Annotated in this window: 15 protein-coding genes; 12 read left to right on the forward strand and 3 right to left on the reverse strand. The window is 55.0% G+C overall.

Translation table 11 applies throughout. The annotated features are described in order from the left end of the window. The first annotated feature begins 153 nt into the window (after positions 1-153). The 7 genes from lepA (at position 154) to acpS (ending at position 6,570) form a co-directional block, all read left to right on the forward strand. Positions 154-1,953 (forward strand): translation elongation factor 4, encoded by a 1,800-nt coding sequence (gene lepA, locus FY046_RS17805; protein WP_133845832.1) that lies wholly within the window; start codon positions 154-156, stop codon positions 1,951-1,953. A gap of 29 nt (positions 1,954-1,982) precedes the next feature. Then, complete coding sequence (gene lepB, locus FY046_RS17810) at positions 1,983-2,918, forward strand: signal peptidase I (RefSeq protein ID WP_133845833.1); 936 nt, start codon at positions 1,983-1,985, stop codon at positions 2,916-2,918. A gap of 140 nt (positions 2,919-3,058) precedes the next feature. Further along, on the forward strand, positions 3,059-3,739 hold the full coding sequence (gene rnc, locus FY046_RS17815; RefSeq protein ID WP_133845834.1) for a ribonuclease III: 681 nt from the start codon (positions 3,059-3,061) through the stop codon (positions 3,737-3,739). After that, positions 3,736-4,641 carry a GTPase Era gene (era, locus tag FY046_RS17820; RefSeq protein ID WP_133845835.1) on the forward strand — a complete coding sequence of 302 codons (906 nt, stop codon included), beginning with the start codon at positions 3,736-3,738 and terminating at the stop codon, positions 4,639-4,641. The genes rnc and era overlap by 4 nt, the downstream gene beginning before the upstream one ends. Positions 4,642-4,646: 5 nt before the next feature. Next, a complete protein-coding gene (recO, locus tag FY046_RS17825) occupies positions 4,647-5,384 on the forward strand; it encodes a DNA repair protein RecO (RefSeq protein ID WP_133845836.1) in 738 nt (245 codons plus the stop codon). A 74-nt stretch (positions 5,385-5,458) separates the two neighbouring features. Further along, the gene (pdxJ, locus tag FY046_RS17830; protein ID WP_133845837.1) at positions 5,459-6,190 is read left to right on the forward strand and encodes a pyridoxine 5'-phosphate synthase; all 732 of its coding nucleotides are present in this window, start codon (positions 5,459-5,461) and stop codon (positions 6,188-6,190) included. After that, positions 6,190-6,570, forward strand: coding sequence for a holo-ACP synthase (acpS, locus tag FY046_RS17835; RefSeq protein WP_159338031.1), 381 nt, complete (start codon positions 6,190-6,192; stop codon positions 6,568-6,570). The genes pdxJ and acpS overlap by 1 nt, the downstream gene beginning before the upstream one ends. Here the strand turns inward: acpS and FY046_RS17840 are convergent. Together FY046_RS17840 and FY046_RS17845 are read right to left on the reverse strand one after the other, a co-directional pair. Continuing rightward, the gene (locus FY046_RS17840) at positions 6,567-6,821 is read right to left on the reverse strand and encodes a YfhL family 4Fe-4S dicluster ferredoxin (RefSeq protein ID WP_133845839.1); all 255 of its coding nucleotides are present in this window, start codon (positions 6,819-6,821) and stop codon (positions 6,567-6,569) included. The genes acpS and FY046_RS17840 overlap by 4 nt on opposite strands. Before the next feature lie 58 nt (positions 6,822-6,879). Further along, complete coding sequence (locus tag FY046_RS17845) at positions 6,880-7,719, reverse strand: MurR/RpiR family transcriptional regulator (protein ID WP_133845964.1); 840 nt, start codon at positions 7,717-7,719, stop codon at positions 6,880-6,882. A gap of 187 nt (positions 7,720-7,906) precedes the next feature. Here FY046_RS17845 and murQ point away from each other — a divergent pair, with 187 nt between their 5' ends. From murQ to tadA, 4 genes are read left to right on the forward strand one after another with little or no spacing between them, the layout of a single operon-like run. Then, positions 7,907-8,803, forward strand: a complete 897-nt coding sequence (gene murQ / locus FY046_RS17850) for an N-acetylmuramic acid 6-phosphate etherase (RefSeq protein ID WP_133845840.1) — start codon at positions 7,907-7,909, stop codon at positions 8,801-8,803. A gap of 17 nt (positions 8,804-8,820) precedes the next feature. Beyond that, on the forward strand, positions 8,821-10,185 hold the full coding sequence (locus FY046_RS17855; protein ID WP_133845841.1) for a PTS transporter subunit EIIC: 1,365 nt from the start codon (positions 8,821-8,823) through the stop codon (positions 10,183-10,185). A gap of 3 nt (positions 10,186-10,188) precedes the next feature. Continuing rightward, positions 10,189-10,827 carry a phosphatidylglycerophosphatase C gene (yfhb, locus tag FY046_RS17860; RefSeq protein ID WP_133845842.1) on the forward strand — a complete coding sequence of 213 codons (639 nt, stop codon included), beginning with the start codon at positions 10,189-10,191 and terminating at the stop codon, positions 10,825-10,827. Between the two features lie 41 nt (positions 10,828-10,868). After that, positions 10,869-11,378, forward strand: coding sequence for a tRNA adenosine(34) deaminase TadA (gene tadA, locus FY046_RS17865; protein ID WP_197931309.1), 510 nt, complete (start codon positions 10,869-10,871; stop codon positions 11,376-11,378). Positions 11,379-11,421: 43 nt separating this feature from the next. On the opposite strand, the gene mltF is transcribed toward tadA, so the two are convergent. Continuing rightward, positions 11,422-12,879, reverse strand: a complete 1,458-nt coding sequence (mltF, locus tag FY046_RS17870; RefSeq protein ID WP_133845844.1) for a membrane-bound lytic murein transglycosylase MltF — start codon at positions 12,877-12,879, stop codon at positions 11,422-11,424. Positions 12,880-13,149: 270 nt separating this feature from the next. Between mltF and purL the strand changes: the two genes are divergently transcribed. Continuing rightward, positions 13,150-17,034, forward strand: coding sequence for a phosphoribosylformylglycinamidine synthase (purL, locus tag FY046_RS17875; RefSeq protein WP_159338032.1), 3,885 nt, complete (start codon positions 13,150-13,152; stop codon positions 17,032-17,034). Positions 17,035-17,151 lie beyond the last annotated feature (117 nt).

The raw sequence follows: 17,151 nt of genomic DNA on the forward strand, positions 1-17,151 counted from the left end.
ATGCATGCGTTTTTGCCTGACCGTGAAGATTCCACCCCTTTGATATGTAGTGTAGAATGCTGCCTTTCGGGCCAGTGTTCGCCTGTGATATCACGCTCTCCTGACTTCGCATCGCGAGAGTTCCAGAATTTGTAAGGCAGAAAAATCTCAATAATGAAGCACATAAGAAACTTTTCTATCATCGCCCACATCGACCATGGCAAATCAACGCTTTCTGACCGTCTGATCCAGATTTGTGGTGGATTGTCTGAACGTGAAATGGCTGCGCAGGTTCTGGATTCTATGGATTTGGAACGCGAGCGCGGTATTACCATTAAAGCGCAAAGCGTTACCCTCGATTACCATTCGCCAGATGGTAAAACTTACCAGCTCAATTTTATCGACACCCCAGGTCACGTAGACTTCTCGTATGAAGTTTCACGCTCTCTGGCCGCCTGCGAAGGTGCATTGCTGGTGGTAGATGCCGGGCAAGGCGTAGAAGCCCAGACCCTGGCAAACTGCTACACCGCAATGGAAATGGAACTGGAAGTCGTACCTGTATTGAATAAGATCGATTTACCTGCTGCCGATCCCGATCGTGTTGCCCAGGAAATTGAAGACATCGTCGGCATTGATGCCACCGATGCCGTGCGCTGCTCGGCAAAAACGGGTATTGGTGTGCCTGACGTGCTTGAACGTCTGGTCCGTGATATCCCGCCACCACAGGGTGACCCGGATGGCCCGCTGCAGGCGTTGATTATTGACTCCTGGTTCGACAACTACCTTGGCGTCGTCTCTCTGGTGCGTATTAAAAACGGCACCATGCGCAAAGGCGAAAAAATTAAGGTGATGAGCACCGGTCAGACGTACAATGCTGACCGTCTGGGCATCTTCACCCCGAAACGCGTTGATACCGATGTCCTGAACTGCGGCGAAGTCGGCTGGTTGGTCTGTGCGATCAAAGACATCCTCGGCGCACCAGTAGGGGATACCCTGACGCTGGCTCGTCACCCGGCAGACAAAGCACTGCCTGGTTTCAAAAAGGTTAAACCTCAGGTTTATGCCGGTCTGTTCCCGATCAGCTCTGATGATTATGAAGCCTTCCGCGATGCGCTCGGTAAACTGAGCCTGAACGATGCGTCTCTGTTCTATGAACCAGAAAGCTCTACCGCGCTGGGCTTTGGTTTCCGCTGTGGCTTCCTTGGTTTGCTGCACATGGAGATCATCCAGGAACGTCTGGAGCGTGAATACGACCTTGAGCTGATCACTACCGCGCCGACGGTGGTTTATGAAGTCGTCACAACGGACAATCAGACCATTTACGTTGATAGCCCGGGCAAACTGCCACCGCTGAACAACATCGAAGAATTGCGTGAGCCGATTGCAGAGTGTCATATGCTGTTGCCGCAGGAGTTCCTCGGTAACGTGATCACGCTGTGTATTGAGAAGCGTGGCGTGCAGACCAACATGGTTTACCACGGTAATCAGGTTGCGCTGACGTATGAAATTCCGATGGCGGAAGTGGTGCTCGATTTCTTCGACCGTCTGAAATCCACCTCTCGCGGTTATGCGTCACTGGATTACAACTTCAAACGTTTCCAGGCATCGAACATGGTGCGCGTAGATGTGTTGATCAACTCCGAGCGCGTGGATGCGCTGGCGCTGATTACGCACAATGATAACGCGCCGTACCGTGGCCGTGATCTGGTTGAGAAGATGAAAGAATTAATCCCGCGTCAGCAGTTTGATATTGCGATTCAGGCGGCGATTGGTAACCACATTATCGCCCGTTCTACGGTTAAACAGTTGCGCAAAAACGTCCTTGCCAAATGTTATGGCGGTGACGTCAGCCGTAAGAAAAAGCTGCTGCAGAAACAGAAAGACGGTAAGAAACGCATGAAACAGGTCGGTAACGTTGAGTTACCGCAGGAAGCGTTCCTTGCCATCCTCCACGTGGGTAAAGACAGTAAATAAGCCCGGCTTCGGGCTTCGAGGGAACTGGAATGGCTAATATGTTCGCCCTGATTTTGGCGATAGCAACGCTGATTACCGGCATTGTCTGGTGTATCGACAAATATAAATGGGCACCGGCCCGGCGTGCGAAACGTGCTGCCGCGCAGGCACAAGGTATCGAAGCCACCAAGGCAGACAAACAGCCAGGTTGGGTAGAAACAACGGCTTCGGTTTTCCCGGTGCTGTTCGTGGTGTTTGTGGTGCGTTCGTTTATTTATGAGCCGTTCCAGATCCCGTCAGGTTCAATGATGCCGACGCTGTTAATCGGTGATTTTATCCTGGTGGAGAAATATGCCTACGGCATTAAAGATCCGATTACCCAGACGACGCTGATCGAAACGGGTCATCCGAAGCGTGGCGATATCGCGGTGTTCAAATACCCGAAAGATCCCAGCATGGATTACATCAAGCGTGTCATCGGGTTGCCGGGCGATCGGGTGACTTACGATCCGCTGAGCAAAACCGTGTCGATTCAGCAGACATCTACTGCGCTGCCCGTCACTTACTCGGATGTTGAAGAGAGTGACTTCATTCAGACCTTCAGCGGTTTCAGTGGTAATGAACTGGGCAACGGGTTCTTCCAGAAGCCGAAAGGTGAAACGATGCAGGGTGGCGTGCGTTTAGCCACCCGCAACGAGACGCTGGGGGATGTCACTCACCGTATTTTACTGATTGCACAGGCACCGAGCCAGCCAGGCTCTTACTACCAGCAGGCAGGTCAGCCGCAGTCCACCTGGGTCGTGCCTGAAGGCATGTACTTTATGATGGGCGATAACCGTGATAACAGTGCTGACAGCCGTTACTGGGGCTTTGTTCCTGAGCGTAATCTGGTGGGTAAAGCGACCGCAATCTGGATGAGCTTTGATAAGCAGGAAGGCCAATGGCCAACCGGCGTTCGCCTGAGTCGTATCGGCGGCATTCATTAATGATCGCCTGCGGGCGACATTAGCAAAGGGTGGTCTGCCAGGTTTGGCAGGCCACTGCACACGAAACAGATCGTGTTGGTGTTCAGGCTCAGCCCTGTTCCGTGTGCAGGATAATTGACGCATTAAGAAATTGGTAACGCATGAACCCCATCGTAATTAACAAGCTTCAACGAAAGCTGGGCTACACTTTTACCCATCAGGAATTGTTACAGCAGGCGCTGACTCACCGTAGTGCCAGCAGTAAACACAACGAAAGACTGGAATTCCTGGGCGACTCTATTCTGAGCTACGTGATTGCTAATGCCCTTTATCAGCGCTTCCCGCGCGTGGATGAAGGTGACATGAGCCGTATGCGTGCCACGCTGGTTCGCGGCAACACGCTGGCAGAGATGGCACGGGAATTTGACCTTGGCGAGTGTCTGCGCCTTGGGCCGGGTGAACTGAAAAGCGGCGGCTACCGCCGTGAATCGATTCTGGCTGACACCGTAGAAGCGCTGATTGGCGGGGTATTCCTCGACAGCGACATTCAGTCGGTGGAACAACTCATCCTGAGCTGGTACGCCAGCCGTCTTGATGAGATCAGCCCGGGCGATAAACAGAAGGATCCAAAAACGCGTCTGCAGGAGTTCTTGCAGGGTCGTCATCTGCCGTTACCATCCTATCTGGTGGTACAGGTGCGGGGCGAAGCGCACGATCAGGAATTTACTATTCACTGTCAGGTAAGCGGCATGGCAGAACCGGTTGTGGGAACCGGATCCAGCCGTCGCAAAGCTGAGCAGGCAGCAGCCGAACAGGCGCTGATTAAGCTGGGAATTGAATGAGCGAACAAACTACCCATTGCGGCTTTATTGCTATTGTAGGCCGTCCGAACGTTGGTAAATCTACCTTACTGAACCAGTTATTGGGGCAGAAGATTTCCATCACCTCGCGTAAGCCGCAAACCACGCGTCACCGCATTATGGGCATCCATACCGAAGGGGATTATCAGGCGATCTATGTCGATACCCCGGGCCTGCATATGGAAGAAAAACGGGCGATCAACCGCCTGATGAACCGTGCTGCCAGCAGCTCGATCGGTGATGTTGAAATTGTGATCTTCGTTGTTGAAGGGACCAAGTGGACTGCCGACGATGAGATGGTACTGAATAAGCTGAAAGACGGCAAAGTACCGGTGCTGTTAGCGATCAACAAGGTCGACAACCTCACAGACAAAAGTATTCTACTGCCACACCTGCAATTCCTGGGTCAGCAGATGAACTTTATGGATGTGGTGCCGATCTCAGCCGAAAAAGGCACTAATGTTGATACTATCGCCAGTATCGTCCGTAAGCGCCTGCCGGAAGCGGAGCATCACTTCCCGGAAGACTACATCACCGATCGTTCCCAGCGCTTTATGGCGTCTGAAATTATCCGTGAAAAACTGATGCGCTTCCTCGGTGCCGAACTGCCGTACTCCGTCACGGTTGAGATCGAACAGTTCCTGACGAACGAGCGTGGTGGTCTGACGATCAATGGTCTGATTCTGGTCGAACGTGAAGGCCAGAAGAAGATGGTGATCGGTAACAAAGGCGCCAAAATAAAAGTCATCGGTACGGAAGCTCGCCGTGATATGGAAGAGATGTTTGAGGCGAAAGTTCACCTCGAACTGTGGGTGAAAGTGAAGTCCGGCTGGGCGGATGATGAACGCGCCTTACGCAGCCTGGGCTACACCGACGACCTCTGATACTGATGGATGGCTGGCAACGCGCATTTGTCCTGCATGGACGTCCCTGGAGCGAAACCAGCCTGCTGCTTGACCTGTTTTCTGAACAGCATGGCAGGGTACGGGTGCTGGCTAAAGGCGCCCGTTCCAAGCGCTCCAGTCTGAAGGGCGCGTTGCAACCCTTCACGCCGCTGCTGGTACGCTGGGGCGGCCGTGGCGAGGTGAAAACCCTGCGCGGCGCTGAACCTGTGTCGCTGGCGCTTCCTCTCAGCGGTACAACGCTCTACTGCGGCCTCTACGTCAATGAACTTCTTTCGCGCGTGCTGGAAGATGAAACCCCCTTTAGCGAGCTTTTCTTCGACTACCTGCACTGTATTCAGGCGCTGGCGGCTGACGCCGGGTCACCCGAACCTGCACTCAGGCGTTTTGAACTGGCTATGCTGGGTCATCTTGGTTATGGCGTCGATTTTCTTCACTGCGCAGGCAGCGGCGAAGAAGTCGCCGATGGCATGACGTACAGTTATCGTGAAGAGAAGGGGTTTATTGCCAGTCTTGTGGTCGGGCATCGCAGTTTTACCGGTCGCCATTTACGCGCACTGTATCTGCGCGAATTCCCGGATGCAGACACCCTGCGCGCAGCCAAACGTTTTACCCGCATTGCCCTTAAACCTTATCTGGGGGGCAAACCGCTAAAGAGCACGGAACTGTTTCGCCAGTTTTTGCCGAGAAAACGACCAGATGCAGCCCTTCCTGGTGATGAATAGCCACGGGTAATATCCCTGCGTGCCGTGAACGTTGTACACTCCCTAAAACCTTTCGCGATCTTCAGAGGACTATCATGGCAGAGCTGTTGTTGGGCGTTAATATCGATCATGTTGCTACCGTACGTAATGCACGTGGTACGCATTATCCGGATCCGGTACAGGCGGCATTTGTCTCTGAGCAGGCAGGAGCAGACGGTATTACCGTGCATCTGCGTGAAGACCGCCGTCATATCACCGATCGCGATGTGCGCATCCTGCGTCAGACCATCCAGACACGCATGAACCTGGAAATGGCCGTTACGGATGAAATGGTGGACATTGCCTGTGACATCCTGCCGCACTTCTGTTGTCTGGTCCCTGAGAAGCGCGAAGAAGTGACGACCGAAGGTGGGCTGGATGTGGCCGGACAGCAGGACAAAGTGACGGCGGCGGTAAAACGGCTGAATGATGCCGGCATCCTGGTATCACTGTTTATCGATGCTGACCATCGCCAGATTGATGCCGCTGTTGCTGCCGGTGCACCTTATATCGAGATCCACACCGGTGCTTACGCTGAAGCCGAAGAAGGCACGGCACGCGATGCTGAGCTGGCGCGCATTGCTGAAGCTGCCACCTATGCCGCCGGGAAAGGCCTGAAGGTCAATGCCGGACACGGCCTGACGTACCACAACGTGCAACCGATCGCCGTTCTGCCAGAAATGCACGAGCTGAACATCGGGCATGCCATTATTGGGCGTGCTGTATTTAGCGGTCTGGCTGAGGCAGTGAAAGAGATGAAACTGCTGATGCGTGAAGCACGTCGTTAATGGCAATCCTGGGTCTGGGTACAGATATTGTCGAGATCGCCCGCATTGAAGGGGTGATCTCCCGGTCCGGCGACCGCCTGGCAAAGCGTGTGCTGAGTGATAATGAGTGGGCACAGTACCAGGCACACCAGCAGCCGGTGCGTTTTCTCGCCAAGCGTTTCGCGGTAAAAGAAGCGGCAGCCAAAGCCTTTGGCACCGGGATCCGTGGTGGCCTGGCGTTTAATCAGTTTGAAGTCTATAACGACGAGCTGGGTAAACCCGGACTGCGTTTTTTCCAGCATGCTGAAGAAGTGGCGAAGAAGCTGGGGGTGGCGCACGTGCACGTTACGCTGGCTGATGAACGACACTATGCCTGTGCGACGGTAATTATTGAGAGCTAGCCCGCAGGATGCAGCACCACGAACTTTTCCCACAGTCGGTCATGACTCTCGATATGCAGCGGATCAACGATAATCGTATGATCAATCGGGCACACCTGCTGGCAGGTGGGGGAGTCGTAATGGCCGATGCACTCCGTACAGCGATCGGTATCGATCTCGTAGAATTCATCCCCCATTGAGATCGCTTCGTTAGGGCACTCCGGTTCACACATATCGCAATTGATACATTTTTTGGTGATCAGCAGTGCCATAATTCTCTCAAGTCATTAACAGGATAAAGTGCGCGGGTATTATACGCGCACTCCAGGCTCAAACCAGCTTTTTCACCAGCGCTTCACTGTGGCGAATATGACTGGAAGCACGTTCTGGATCGCGCTGAATCAGCGCCATAAACAGCAGGTCTGTCAGCGCCAACTGCGCAGTGGTTGACGAGATGGCGGCGCTGCGTGTTGTCTGCTCTTCTGCAACGGTATACAGACAGTGGCTGGCCGACTGTTGCAGTGTATTCGGTGTAAAGCCTGTAAAGGCCAGCACGGTGGCACCAATGCGCTGTGCTTCCTGTGCTGCGAGGTTGATTTCGCGACGTTCACCGGTATAGGAGATAGCCAGTAGCACATCACCCACATCTAGTGCCTGCACGCTGGACAGCAGTGCATGCATATCCTGCTCGGCCACGGCACTGATGCCAATCTTCATTAGCTTCCAGGAAAAATCTTTCGCCACCAGACCTGAAGCACCAATCCCGACCAGCACAATACGCCTTGCCTGCTTCAGCAGACGCAATGTCTCCAGCAGCATCTCTTCACTGTTAATATCCAGCGTAGCGCGAATGGCAGAGCTTTTCTCGGTGAACAGTTTTTCGCCAACCACCTTCAGCGCATCATCGCTGAGAATATGGTTATGCACGGTAATCGCATCTTTCTCGGCCAGCGATTCACTCAGCGCCAGCTTCAGTGCAGGGAACCCTTTATAGCCGAGTTTTTGCGCAAATTTTACCACGCTTGACTGACTGACGCCTGATTCATCCGCCAGCTTTTGTGAACTCAGGTGGCGTGCCCGGTCAGGCTGCGACAGCAGGTAGTCAGCTAACCGACGTTCGTTCAGCGCCAGGCTAGGATAAAGCTGACGGATACGCAGCAATGAACTCATCATTTTTCCTCTTGCGAAATCAGGCCCATCATATTGAATTATCTGTAATGATAACATTCAGCAGGCTAAGTCTAACGCGACATTTAATGGTTTCCATGATTAAGAACGGGAAAATGTGTCGTCGCGTAGAATAAAATATTCATTTATTATAACTTAAGTGCGAATTAAAAATTCAAAAGGAGAAATAATGAATCTCGGTTCACTGGTATCAGAAACGCGTAACCCGGACACATTCGACCTCGACAATCTGTCAACGCTTGAGATGGTGTCTAAATTTAATCAGCAGGATGCGACCGTTGCTGCGGCCGTTGCCCTGACATTACCGCAGGTTGCAATGGCGGTGGATGCGGCCGCTGCTGCGCTCACCGCGGGCGGCCGCCTGATTTATATGGGGGCGGGCACCAGCGGCCGTCTCGGCGTGCTGGACGCATCCGAATGTCCTCCTACCTTTGGGGTGGCGCATGGCGTTATTGTGGGGCTGATTGCCGGTGGCCCTGGTGCGTTACTCAAGGCGGTGGAAGGAGCGGAAGATAACGAGCAGTTGGGCATCAGCGATTTACAGGCGCTGAATCTGACGGTGAACGACATGGTGGTGGGCATTGCCGCATCTGGCAGAACGCCTTACGTCATTGGCGCGTTGCGGTATGCCCGGCAGTTTGGCTGCCGCACTGCGGCGATCTCCTGTAACCCGGACTCACCGATCGCACACGAAGCAGAGATTGCTATTTCACCGGTTGTCGGGCCGGAGGCACTGACCGGTTCAACCCGCCTGAAGTCCGGCACTGCACAGAAGCTGGTGTTGAATATGCTCTCTACTGGCGCCATGGTGAAAATCGGTAAGGTGTACCAGAACCTGATGGTGGACATGCAGGCGACCAATATCAAACTGGTCGATCGTGCGCGGCGTATGGTGTGTGAGGCGACGGGCTGCGATGCAGAACAGGCCGAAACAGCCTTGCTGCAGGTGCACTACGAAGTTAAGACGGCCATTTTAATGATCCTGGCGGATCTCCCGGCCGAGCAGGCAAAGCAGCGGCTGACACAGCATAAAGGATTTTTACGCGCGGCACTTTCTAACGAATAACGGAAAAAGGATCCCTCATGGACAAATCCACCCGGCTGGCACAGGCGCTGTTACAGGGCATTGGCGGAGCTGCCAATATTGCCCGACTGGAAAACTGTATGACGCGGGTACGCGTTGAAGTCATTGATGAGAGCAAACTGGCGCTGGATAACCTGCGTCAGCTGGAGGGGATAAAAGGGTACGTGAAGCAGGGAAGTCAGCACCAGTTTATCGCAGGTCCCGGAGCGGCAGCAAAAGTGACGGACGCGATGCGCAACCTCATCTCACCCGCAGGCGTTATCGCGGCGGGCGACACTGTGCAGCAGAACAAGGCACAGGCGAAAGCGAAATATCGTGCGCCGCTGAGTGATGCATTACGTCAGTTGGCGAATGTGTTTATCCCGCTGATCCCGGCATTTATTGCCTCCGGTTTGATCACCGGGCTGATCAATATCATCAAACGTCCGGATATCGTGGGGAATATTGCTACGCAGTACCCTAATCTGATCGGTCTGGCCGCGATCTTCGGCAGTGCCGTTTTCACGATAATGAATATTCTGGTTGGGGTGAATACCGCCAAAGTTTTTGGCGGTTCCACCGCGCTGGGTGGCGTGATGGCGGGCATTCTCTCCAGCCCCGCACTGGCGCAGATCACGTTATTTGGTGAGCCGCTACAACCGGGGCGCGGTGGGGTAATAGCGGTTCTGCTGGTGGTGGTACTGATGTGCTGGATTGAAAAACGTCTGCGCCAGCGTCTGCCCGAATCGCTGGAGCTGATCCTCAACCCACTTCTGACTACACTTATTACTGCGTCACTGGCTATTGTACTGTTACAGCCTGTCGGTGGGATGATCTCTGATACGATTGCCCATGGGGCGACACTGGCGATCGACCGCGGTGGTGTGCTGGTCGGTGCCTTGTTGGCCGGAACCTTTCTGCCACTGGTGCTGACCGGTTTGCATCAGGGACTGGTGCCGATCCACGTTGAACTGGTTCAGGCGCACGGTGCGAATGCGCTGCTGCCGATCCTGGCCATGGCCGGGGTAGGGCAGATTGGCGCATCGCTGGCGGTACTACTCAAAACACGTAACGCAAGGCTGAAAAAACTGGTCAAAGGTGCACTGCCGGTAGGTATTCTTGGGATTGGCGAACCGTTGATTTTTGGTGTCACCCTGCCGCTGGGGCGCCCGTTTATTGCCGCCTGCCTCGGCGGCGCCGTTGGCGGAGCGGTCATTAGCTATGCTAAGGTCGCCACGTTGATTACGTTTGGCCTTTCCGGGCTGCCACTGGCACTGACGATTGTGGCCGGTAAGGTCATGATGTATCTGGCAGGCTGGTTGACCGCAGTTATCTGTGGTTTCCTGTTTGCCTGGTTTATGGGCTTCAATGACCCTGAGGAGTAAGGTTTGACAACCAGTCGGGAACGACGCGTGGTATTTTTTGACCTTGATGGCACCCTGCACCAGCAGGATATGTTTGGCACTTTTATGCGCTGGCTATTGTGGCGTCAGCCGCTCAATTTATTGCTGGTGGTGCCACTGCTGCCGGTGACAGGGCTTGGGTTGCTGATTAAAGGTCGTGCGGCGCGCTGGCCGATGAGCCTGCTGCTATGGTCGATTACGTTTGGCCGCAGTGAAGCGCGTCTGGCAGAACGAGAGCAGCAGTTTGCCCATTGGTTCCGCCAGCGAGTGACCGCATTTCCCGTAGTGCAGCAGCGGCTGACAGATTATCTCAGCAGTGAAGATGCCGATGTCTGGCTGATAACCGGTTCACCGCAGCCGCTGGTCGAACAGGTCTATTTTGACTCCGCATTTTTGCCGCGCGTCAAATTGATCGCCAGCCAGATGTCACGCGCTTATGGTGGCCGGGTACTCTCGATGCGCTGCCTCGGCCATGAAAAGGTCGCGCAGCTGGAAGAGCAAATTGGCACACCGTTACAACTTTACAGCGGTTACAGCGACAGCAAGCAGGATAACCCACTGCTGTTTTTCTGCCAGCATCGTTTCCGAGTGACACCTGTAGGTGAGTTACAACAGTTGGAATAAGCGTCTGGCAGGATAGTCTCTCCGCGACATTTAACGCTATAATGCCGCGCTTTTTTTTGCTGGAGACTCAGGTGACCGACATTAACGATGAATTCTGGATGCGCCACGCGCTTCAACTGGCTCAGCGCGCCTGGGACGAGGGCGAAGTGCCGGTGGGTGCCGTTCTGGTGCATGAAGGAAGGGTGATTGGTGAAGGCTGGAACCGCCCGATTGGTCACCATGATCCAACGGCGCATGCCGAAATGATGGCAATACGTCAGGGCGGCAAAGTCATTGAAAATTACCGCCTGCTGGATACCACACTGTACGTCACGCTGGAACCCTGCGTGATGTGCGCGGGGGCGATGGTACACGGTCGTATTGGACGTCTGGTCTTTGGCGCGCGAGATGCAAAAACCGGGGCAGCCGGTTCGCTGCTTGATGTGCTGCGACACCCGGGGATGAATCATCAGGTGCAGATTGAGCAGGGGGTCCTTGCTGAAGAGTGTGCTGCGCTGCTGAGTGAATTTTTCCGCCAGCGGCGTGCCGAAAAGAAGGCCCAGCGCCCGTAGGGACGGACCTTCTTTTTTCGGTCCGCCTGTCTGAGCTGAGTCATCAGTTCAATGCGATTTTCGCTTCAACCGTTGGATAGCCGTTACCCAGTTCGGCTTCCGTTGCCGCCTGTTGTGCCAGCTTTCTTTCCTGATCCTGCAAATAGCCGACAAGGCTTATCTGGTATTTGCGGATATTTTCCACATAGGCATAGGCTTCATGGCCGCGGGCATAGCCGTAACTGGTCTGGCTGTAATAGCGTTTCTGGCTGAGCATCGGCAGGCGAATCTTCACGTCGGCCCAGCTATCCGGATTACCCTTCTGTTTATCCGTCAGTTTACGCGCGTCCAGCATATGGGCGTAACCCATGTTATACGCCGCCAGAGCAAACCAGATGCGTTCGTCTTCAGGGATCGTTGGCGGTACCTTTTCCATCATACGCACCAGATACTCACTGCCGCCACGAATGCTCTGTTCCGGATCGGTCCTGTCACTGACATTCAGGCTATCCGCAGTATTGCGCGTCAGCATCATCAGGCCACGCACGCCAGTCGGGGATGTGGCCTGTGGGTTCCAGTGGGACTCCTGGTAAGAGATGGCTGCCAGTAAACGCCAGTCAATAACCTGCGCGTACTTCTCGAAAAGTGGCTGGAAGTCTGGCAGCGTTCCGTCAATGGCACGCAGAAAGGTGCGAGTATCGACATAATCGAACGTGCCGACGTGCCCCAGGTACTTCTCATCCAGACGGGCCATTGCGCCTTCTTCGCCCATCTGATTAAAGAAGTCGAGTAGCGCGGCATTCATGCTGTCATCCTGTTCACGCTGGACATACCAGGTGACCGGCTCTTCATCCGTGATATCAAAAGCCACTGCCAGCTGTGGATGGATGCGCTGCATCAGCGCGATAGTGACGGAATCGCCCACGGTATAGTCGAGTTTGCCATCGGCCACGGCTTCCAGCAGGCCCTGAGGCGTTTGATCGGTCGAGATCGCCCAGTCAAGATCGGGGTACTGATGCGCTTTCATTTCACGCAGGGTCGACAGATAAGCCGATCCTGACGCCGCCGTCAGGCGCCCCTTCAGATCGCCCAAATTTTTCGGCCGTGGTGCGCCGATACGGTACACCAGCTGTTGTGAAACAGAATAGTAAGACGGACCCGCACGAAAACGCGCCAGCCGTTCATTATTGTAAATTAACCCTGCCGCCAGCATGTCGGCTTTATCATCTTCGAGGTCATCAAACAGATCGCCCAGGTTCGGACGCACGGTGATTTCCAGCTTAACCCCTAAATAATCGGCGAAGCGCTTCGCCAGCTCGTAGTCCATACCCGCTGGGGATTGATTGACTGTGTAGTAAGTCAGCGGAGAATTTATGGTGCTGATACGCAGCACTCCCCGCGATTTTATCTGTGCGATACGGTCGGTCGAACCGCCGTACCACGGTATCGAGGGCCACAGTGCCAGCGCAAGAAGCACGGTGATCAGCCCGACCAGCAGATAATTAAATTTAAGGCGTTTCAAATAGTTATCTCTCGATGGTTCTCAGGTATCTGTCTTCTATGGCAGTATTTATTGTCTATAATTGGTCCTGAGCGTGGGGCATTCTGCTCAACTCCGCGCAGCTCCGCAACTGAAATCCACCTGTTTTGTGCGTTTTTCAGTCAATTCCTTATCGCGATTAATTCTGCGCAAACGGTTTCGTAACCGGTGGGGATTCTCTATAATACCGCCCGTTTTCCCCTGTTGCGCCCAAAGAAGCGTCGCCCGGCGCTTCGAGACGAGAGATCTTTAATGATGGAAATTCTGCGTGGTTCGCCCGCTCTGTCGGCATTTCGTATTAACAAACTGCTGACCCGCTTTCAGGATGCTCACCTGCCGGTGAGTGATATTTACGCTGAGTACGTCCATTTTGCCGATGTCAGCGCGCCGCTGAGCGAGGATGAAAAATCCCGTTTGCAGCGTCTGCTGAAATACGGTCCCTCTCTGGCTGAACATACCCCGGAAGGCCGCCTGCTGCTGGTCACTCCGCGTCCCGGCACTATCTCGCCGTGGTCTTCGAAAGCGACAGACATCGCCCACAACTGCGATCTCCCTCAGGTACTGCGTCTTGAGCGCGGCTTGGCCTTCTATGTGAAGGCACCGCAGTTGAGCGAAGCGCAGTGGTCAGAGCTGGCTGCACTGCTGCATGACCGCATGATGGAAACCGTCTTTGCCGATCTGAGCCAGGCCGATGCGCTGTTTGCTCATCATCAGCCTGCACCGCTGCAAAGCGTCGACCTGCTGGGTGAAGGCCGCAACGCGCTGGTTCAGGCCAATATCAAACTGGGCCTGGCACTGGCCGATGACGAAATCGACTACCTGCAGGCGGCGTTTGAAAAACTCGGGCGCAACCCGAACGATATCGAGCTGTATATGTTTGCTCAGGCTAACTCTGAGCACTGCCGTCATAAAATCTTCAACGCCGACTGGGTGATTGATGGCAAAACGCAGCCGAAATCGCTGTTCAAGATGATCAAAAATACCTTCGAGAAAACCCCGGACCATGTGCTGTCAGCGTATAAAGACAATGCGGCCGTTATGGAAGGTTCTCAGGTAGGGCGCTTCTACGCCGATCCACAGGGCCGCTATGATTTCCATCAGGAAGATGCGCATATCCTGATGAAGGTTGAAACCCATAACCACCCAACGGCGATTTCTCCGTGGCCGGGTGCGGCGACCGGTTCCGGTGGCGAAATTCGTGATGAAGGCGCAACCGGGCGTGGCGCTAAACCGAAAGCGGGTCTGGTCGGCTTCTCTGTTTCTAACCTGCGTATCCCGGGCTTTGAACAGCCGTGGGAAGAAGATTTCGGTAAGCCGGACCGTATTGTGACGGCACTGGACATCATGACCGAAGGCCCTCTGGGTGGCGCGGCATTTAACAACGAATTTGGTCGTCCGGCGCTGACGGGTTACTTCCGTACCTACGAAGAACGCGTTAACAGCCATAACGGCGAAGAGCTGCGCGGTTACCACAAACCGATCATGCTGGCAGGCGGTATCGGTAACATTCGTGCCGACCACGTGCAGAAAGGTGAAATCACCATTGGTGCCAAGCTGATCGTGCTGGGTGGCCCGGCAATGAACATCGGCCTGGGTGGCGGTGCGGCGTCTTCAATGGCCTCAGGCCAGTCTGACGCGGATCTCGATTTCGCTTCAGTACAGCGCGACAACCCGGAAATGGAACGTCGTTGCCAGGAAGTGATTGACCGCTGCTGGCAGTTGGGTGAAGAGAACCCGATTCTGTTTATCCATGACGTGGGCGCGGGCGGTCTGTCTAACGCCATGCCGGAGCTGGTGAGCGACGGCGAACGTGGCGGTCGTTTCAACCTGCGTGACATCCTTAACGATGAGCCAGGCATGAGCCCCCTGGAAGTGTGGTGTAACGAATCTCAGGAACGTTATGTTCTGGCTGTATCGCCGGATAGCCTGGCGCTGTTTGATGCGCTGTGTAAACGTGAGCGCGCACCGTACGCCGTGATCGGTGAAGCGACCGAAGAGATGCACCTGTCGCTGGCTGACAGCCATTTCGACAACACGCCAATTGATATGCCGCTGGACGTGCTGTTGGGTAAAACCCCGAAAATGACCCGTGACGTGACCACACTGAAAGTGAAAGGTGACGCGCTGGTGCGTGAGGGAATGACTGTTGCAGATGCCGTGAATCGCGTACTGCACCTGCCAACCGTGGCGGAAAAAACCTTCCTGATCACCATCGGTGACCGTTCGGTAACCGGTATGGTTGCCCGTGACCAGATGGTCGGCCCGTGGCAGATCCCGGTAGCGAACTGTGCGGTGACTACCGCCAGCCTCGACAGCTACTACGGTGAAGCGATGTCGCTGGGCGAACGTGCTCCTGTCGCGCTGCTGGATTTTGCGGCCTCCGGTCGTCTGGCCGTCGGCGAAGCACTCACCAACATTGCGGCAACCGACATTGGCCCGCTGACGCGCATCAAGCTGTCAGCCAACTGGATGGCCGCTGCCGGTCACCCGGGTGAAGATGCCGGCCTGTATGAAGCGGTGAAAGCGGTGGGTGAAGAGCTGTGTCCGGCGCTGGGTATCACTATCCCGGTCGGCAAAGACTCTATGTCGATGAAAACCCGCTGGCAACAGGGGAATGAGCAGCGTGAGATGACTTCTCCGCTGTCCCTGGTGATCACCGCATTTGCCCGAGTGGAAGACGTGCGTAAAACCGTCACACCGCAGTTGCAGACCGGTGATAACGCGCTGCTGCTGATCGATCTGGGCAAAGGGGCCAACGCCCTCGGCGCAACGGCGCTGTCACAGGTTTACCGTCAGCTGGGTGATAAGCCTGCCGATGTGCGTGATGTGCAGCAACTGGCTGGCTTCTATAATGCCATCCAGGCGCTGGTGGCCGACGGCAAACTGCTTGCCTACCACGACCGTTCTGACGGCGGCCTGCTGGTCACGCTGGCTGAAATGGCCTTCACGGGTCACTGCGGTGTAGACGTCGACATCGCGGCACTGGGCAGCGATAGCCTGGCTGCCCTGTTTAACGAAGAGCTGGGTGCGGTGATTCAGATCGCAGCGGCCGATCGGGCGGCGGTTGAGCAGGTCTTTGCCTCTCATGGGTTAGCTGACTGTGTGCATGTGCTGGGCCAGGCCGTGGAAGGGGATCGTTTTGTGATCACTTCCGGCGGCTCTGCCGTGTACAGCGAAAGCCGTACCACGCTGCGTACCTGGTGGGCTGAAACCACGTGGCAGATGCAGCGTCTGCGCGATAATCCAATCTGTGCCGATCAGGAACATGACGCGAAGAAAGACGATCGCGATCCGGGCCTCAACGTTGCACTGACCTTTAAGCCACAGGAAGATATTGCTGCGCCTTATATTGCGACCGGTGCACGTCCTAAAGTGGCTGTGCTGCGTGAGCAGGGCGTTAACTCTCATGTTGAAATGGCTGCGGCCTTCCATCGTGCCGGGTTTGATGCGGTAGACGTGCATATGAGCGACCTGCTGGCTGGCCGTCGTGGTCTGGATGACGTGCAGGCGCTGGTTGCCTGCGGCGGCTTCTCTTACGGTGACGTCCTGGGTGCGGGTGAAGGCTGGGCGAAGTCGATTCTGTTTAACGCCCGCGTACGTGACGAATTCGAAACCTTCTTCCACCGTCCACAGACACTGGCTCTGGGCGTCTGTAACGGCTGTCAGATGATGTCTAATCTGCGTGAACTGATTCCGGGCAGTGAAGAGTGGCCACGCTTTGTGCGCAATCAGTCCGAGCGTTTTGAAGCCCGCTTCAGCCTGGTTGAAGTGGCTGCCAGCCCTTCTCTGCTGCTGGACGGCATGGTCGGTTCCCGTATGCCAATCGCCGTATCGCATGGTGAAGGCTTCGTGGAAGTGCGTAATGATGCTCATCTGGCCCAGCTGGAAAGCAAAGGTCTGGTGGCGCTGCGCTTCGTGGATAACTTTGGCAAAGTGACCCAGCAGTACCCGGCGAACCCGAACGGTTCCCCGAACGGTATCACGGCGGTGACCAATGAAAGCGGTCGCGTGACCATCATGATGCCGCACCCGGAGCGTGTGTTCCGCACGGTCAGCAACTCATGGCACCCGGCAGAATGGGGCGAAGACAGCCCGTGGATGCGTATCTTCCGCAATGCGCGTAAACAACTGGGCTAATCCTCTGCGTTGACGCGATGGTAATAAACCGGCCTGAACGTATGGCCGGTTTTTTTTCGCCTGTCTTAAAGGGATTAGCAGGGGAGTGTTGCCATTTCACAACAAATTAGATGTGAG

The sequence above is a fragment of the Erwinia sp. 1181_3 genome, from assembly GCF_052824965.1.

Excerpts from the sequence above, each read along its gene's own strand:
- recO (WP_133845836.1), top strand. The coding sequence starts at position 4,647 with ATGGATGGCTGGCAACGCGCATTTGTCCTGCATGGACGTCCCTGGAGC.
- FY046_RS17840 (WP_133845839.1), bottom strand. The coding sequence starts at position 6,821 with ATGGCACTGCTGATCACCAAAAAATGTATCAATTGCGATATGTGTGAA.
- purL (WP_159338032.1), top strand. The coding sequence starts at position 13,150 with ATGATGGAAATTCTGCGTGGTTCGCCCGCTCTGTCGGCATTTCGTATT.
- pdxJ (WP_133845837.1), top strand. The coding sequence starts at position 5,459 with ATGGCAGAGCTGTTGTTGGGCGTTAATATCGATCATGTTGCTACCGTA.
- FY046_RS17855 (WP_133845841.1), top strand. The coding sequence starts at position 8,821 with ATGGACAAATCCACCCGGCTGGCACAGGCGCTGTTACAGGGCATTGGC.
- tadA (WP_197931309.1), top strand. The coding sequence starts at position 10,869 with ATGCCGCGCTTTTTTTTGCTGGAGACTCAGGTGACCGACATTAACGAT.
- FY046_RS17845 (WP_133845964.1), bottom strand. The coding sequence starts at position 7,719 with ATGAGTTCATTGCTGCGTATCCGTCAGCTTTATCCTAGCCTGGCGCTG.
- rnc (WP_133845834.1), top strand. The coding sequence starts at position 3,059 with ATGAACCCCATCGTAATTAACAAGCTTCAACGAAAGCTGGGCTACACT.
- acpS (WP_159338031.1), top strand. The coding sequence starts at position 6,190 with ATGGCAATCCTGGGTCTGGGTACAGATATTGTCGAGATCGCCCGCATT.
- murQ (WP_133845840.1), top strand. The coding sequence starts at position 7,907 with ATGAATCTCGGTTCACTGGTATCAGAAACGCGTAACCCGGACACATTC.
- lepB (WP_133845833.1), top strand. The coding sequence starts at position 1,983 with ATGGCTAATATGTTCGCCCTGATTTTGGCGATAGCAACGCTGATTACC.
- lepA (WP_133845832.1), top strand. The coding sequence starts at position 154 with ATGAAGCACATAAGAAACTTTTCTATCATCGCCCACATCGACCATGGC.
- era (WP_133845835.1), top strand. The coding sequence starts at position 3,736 with ATGAGCGAACAAACTACCCATTGCGGCTTTATTGCTATTGTAGGCCGT.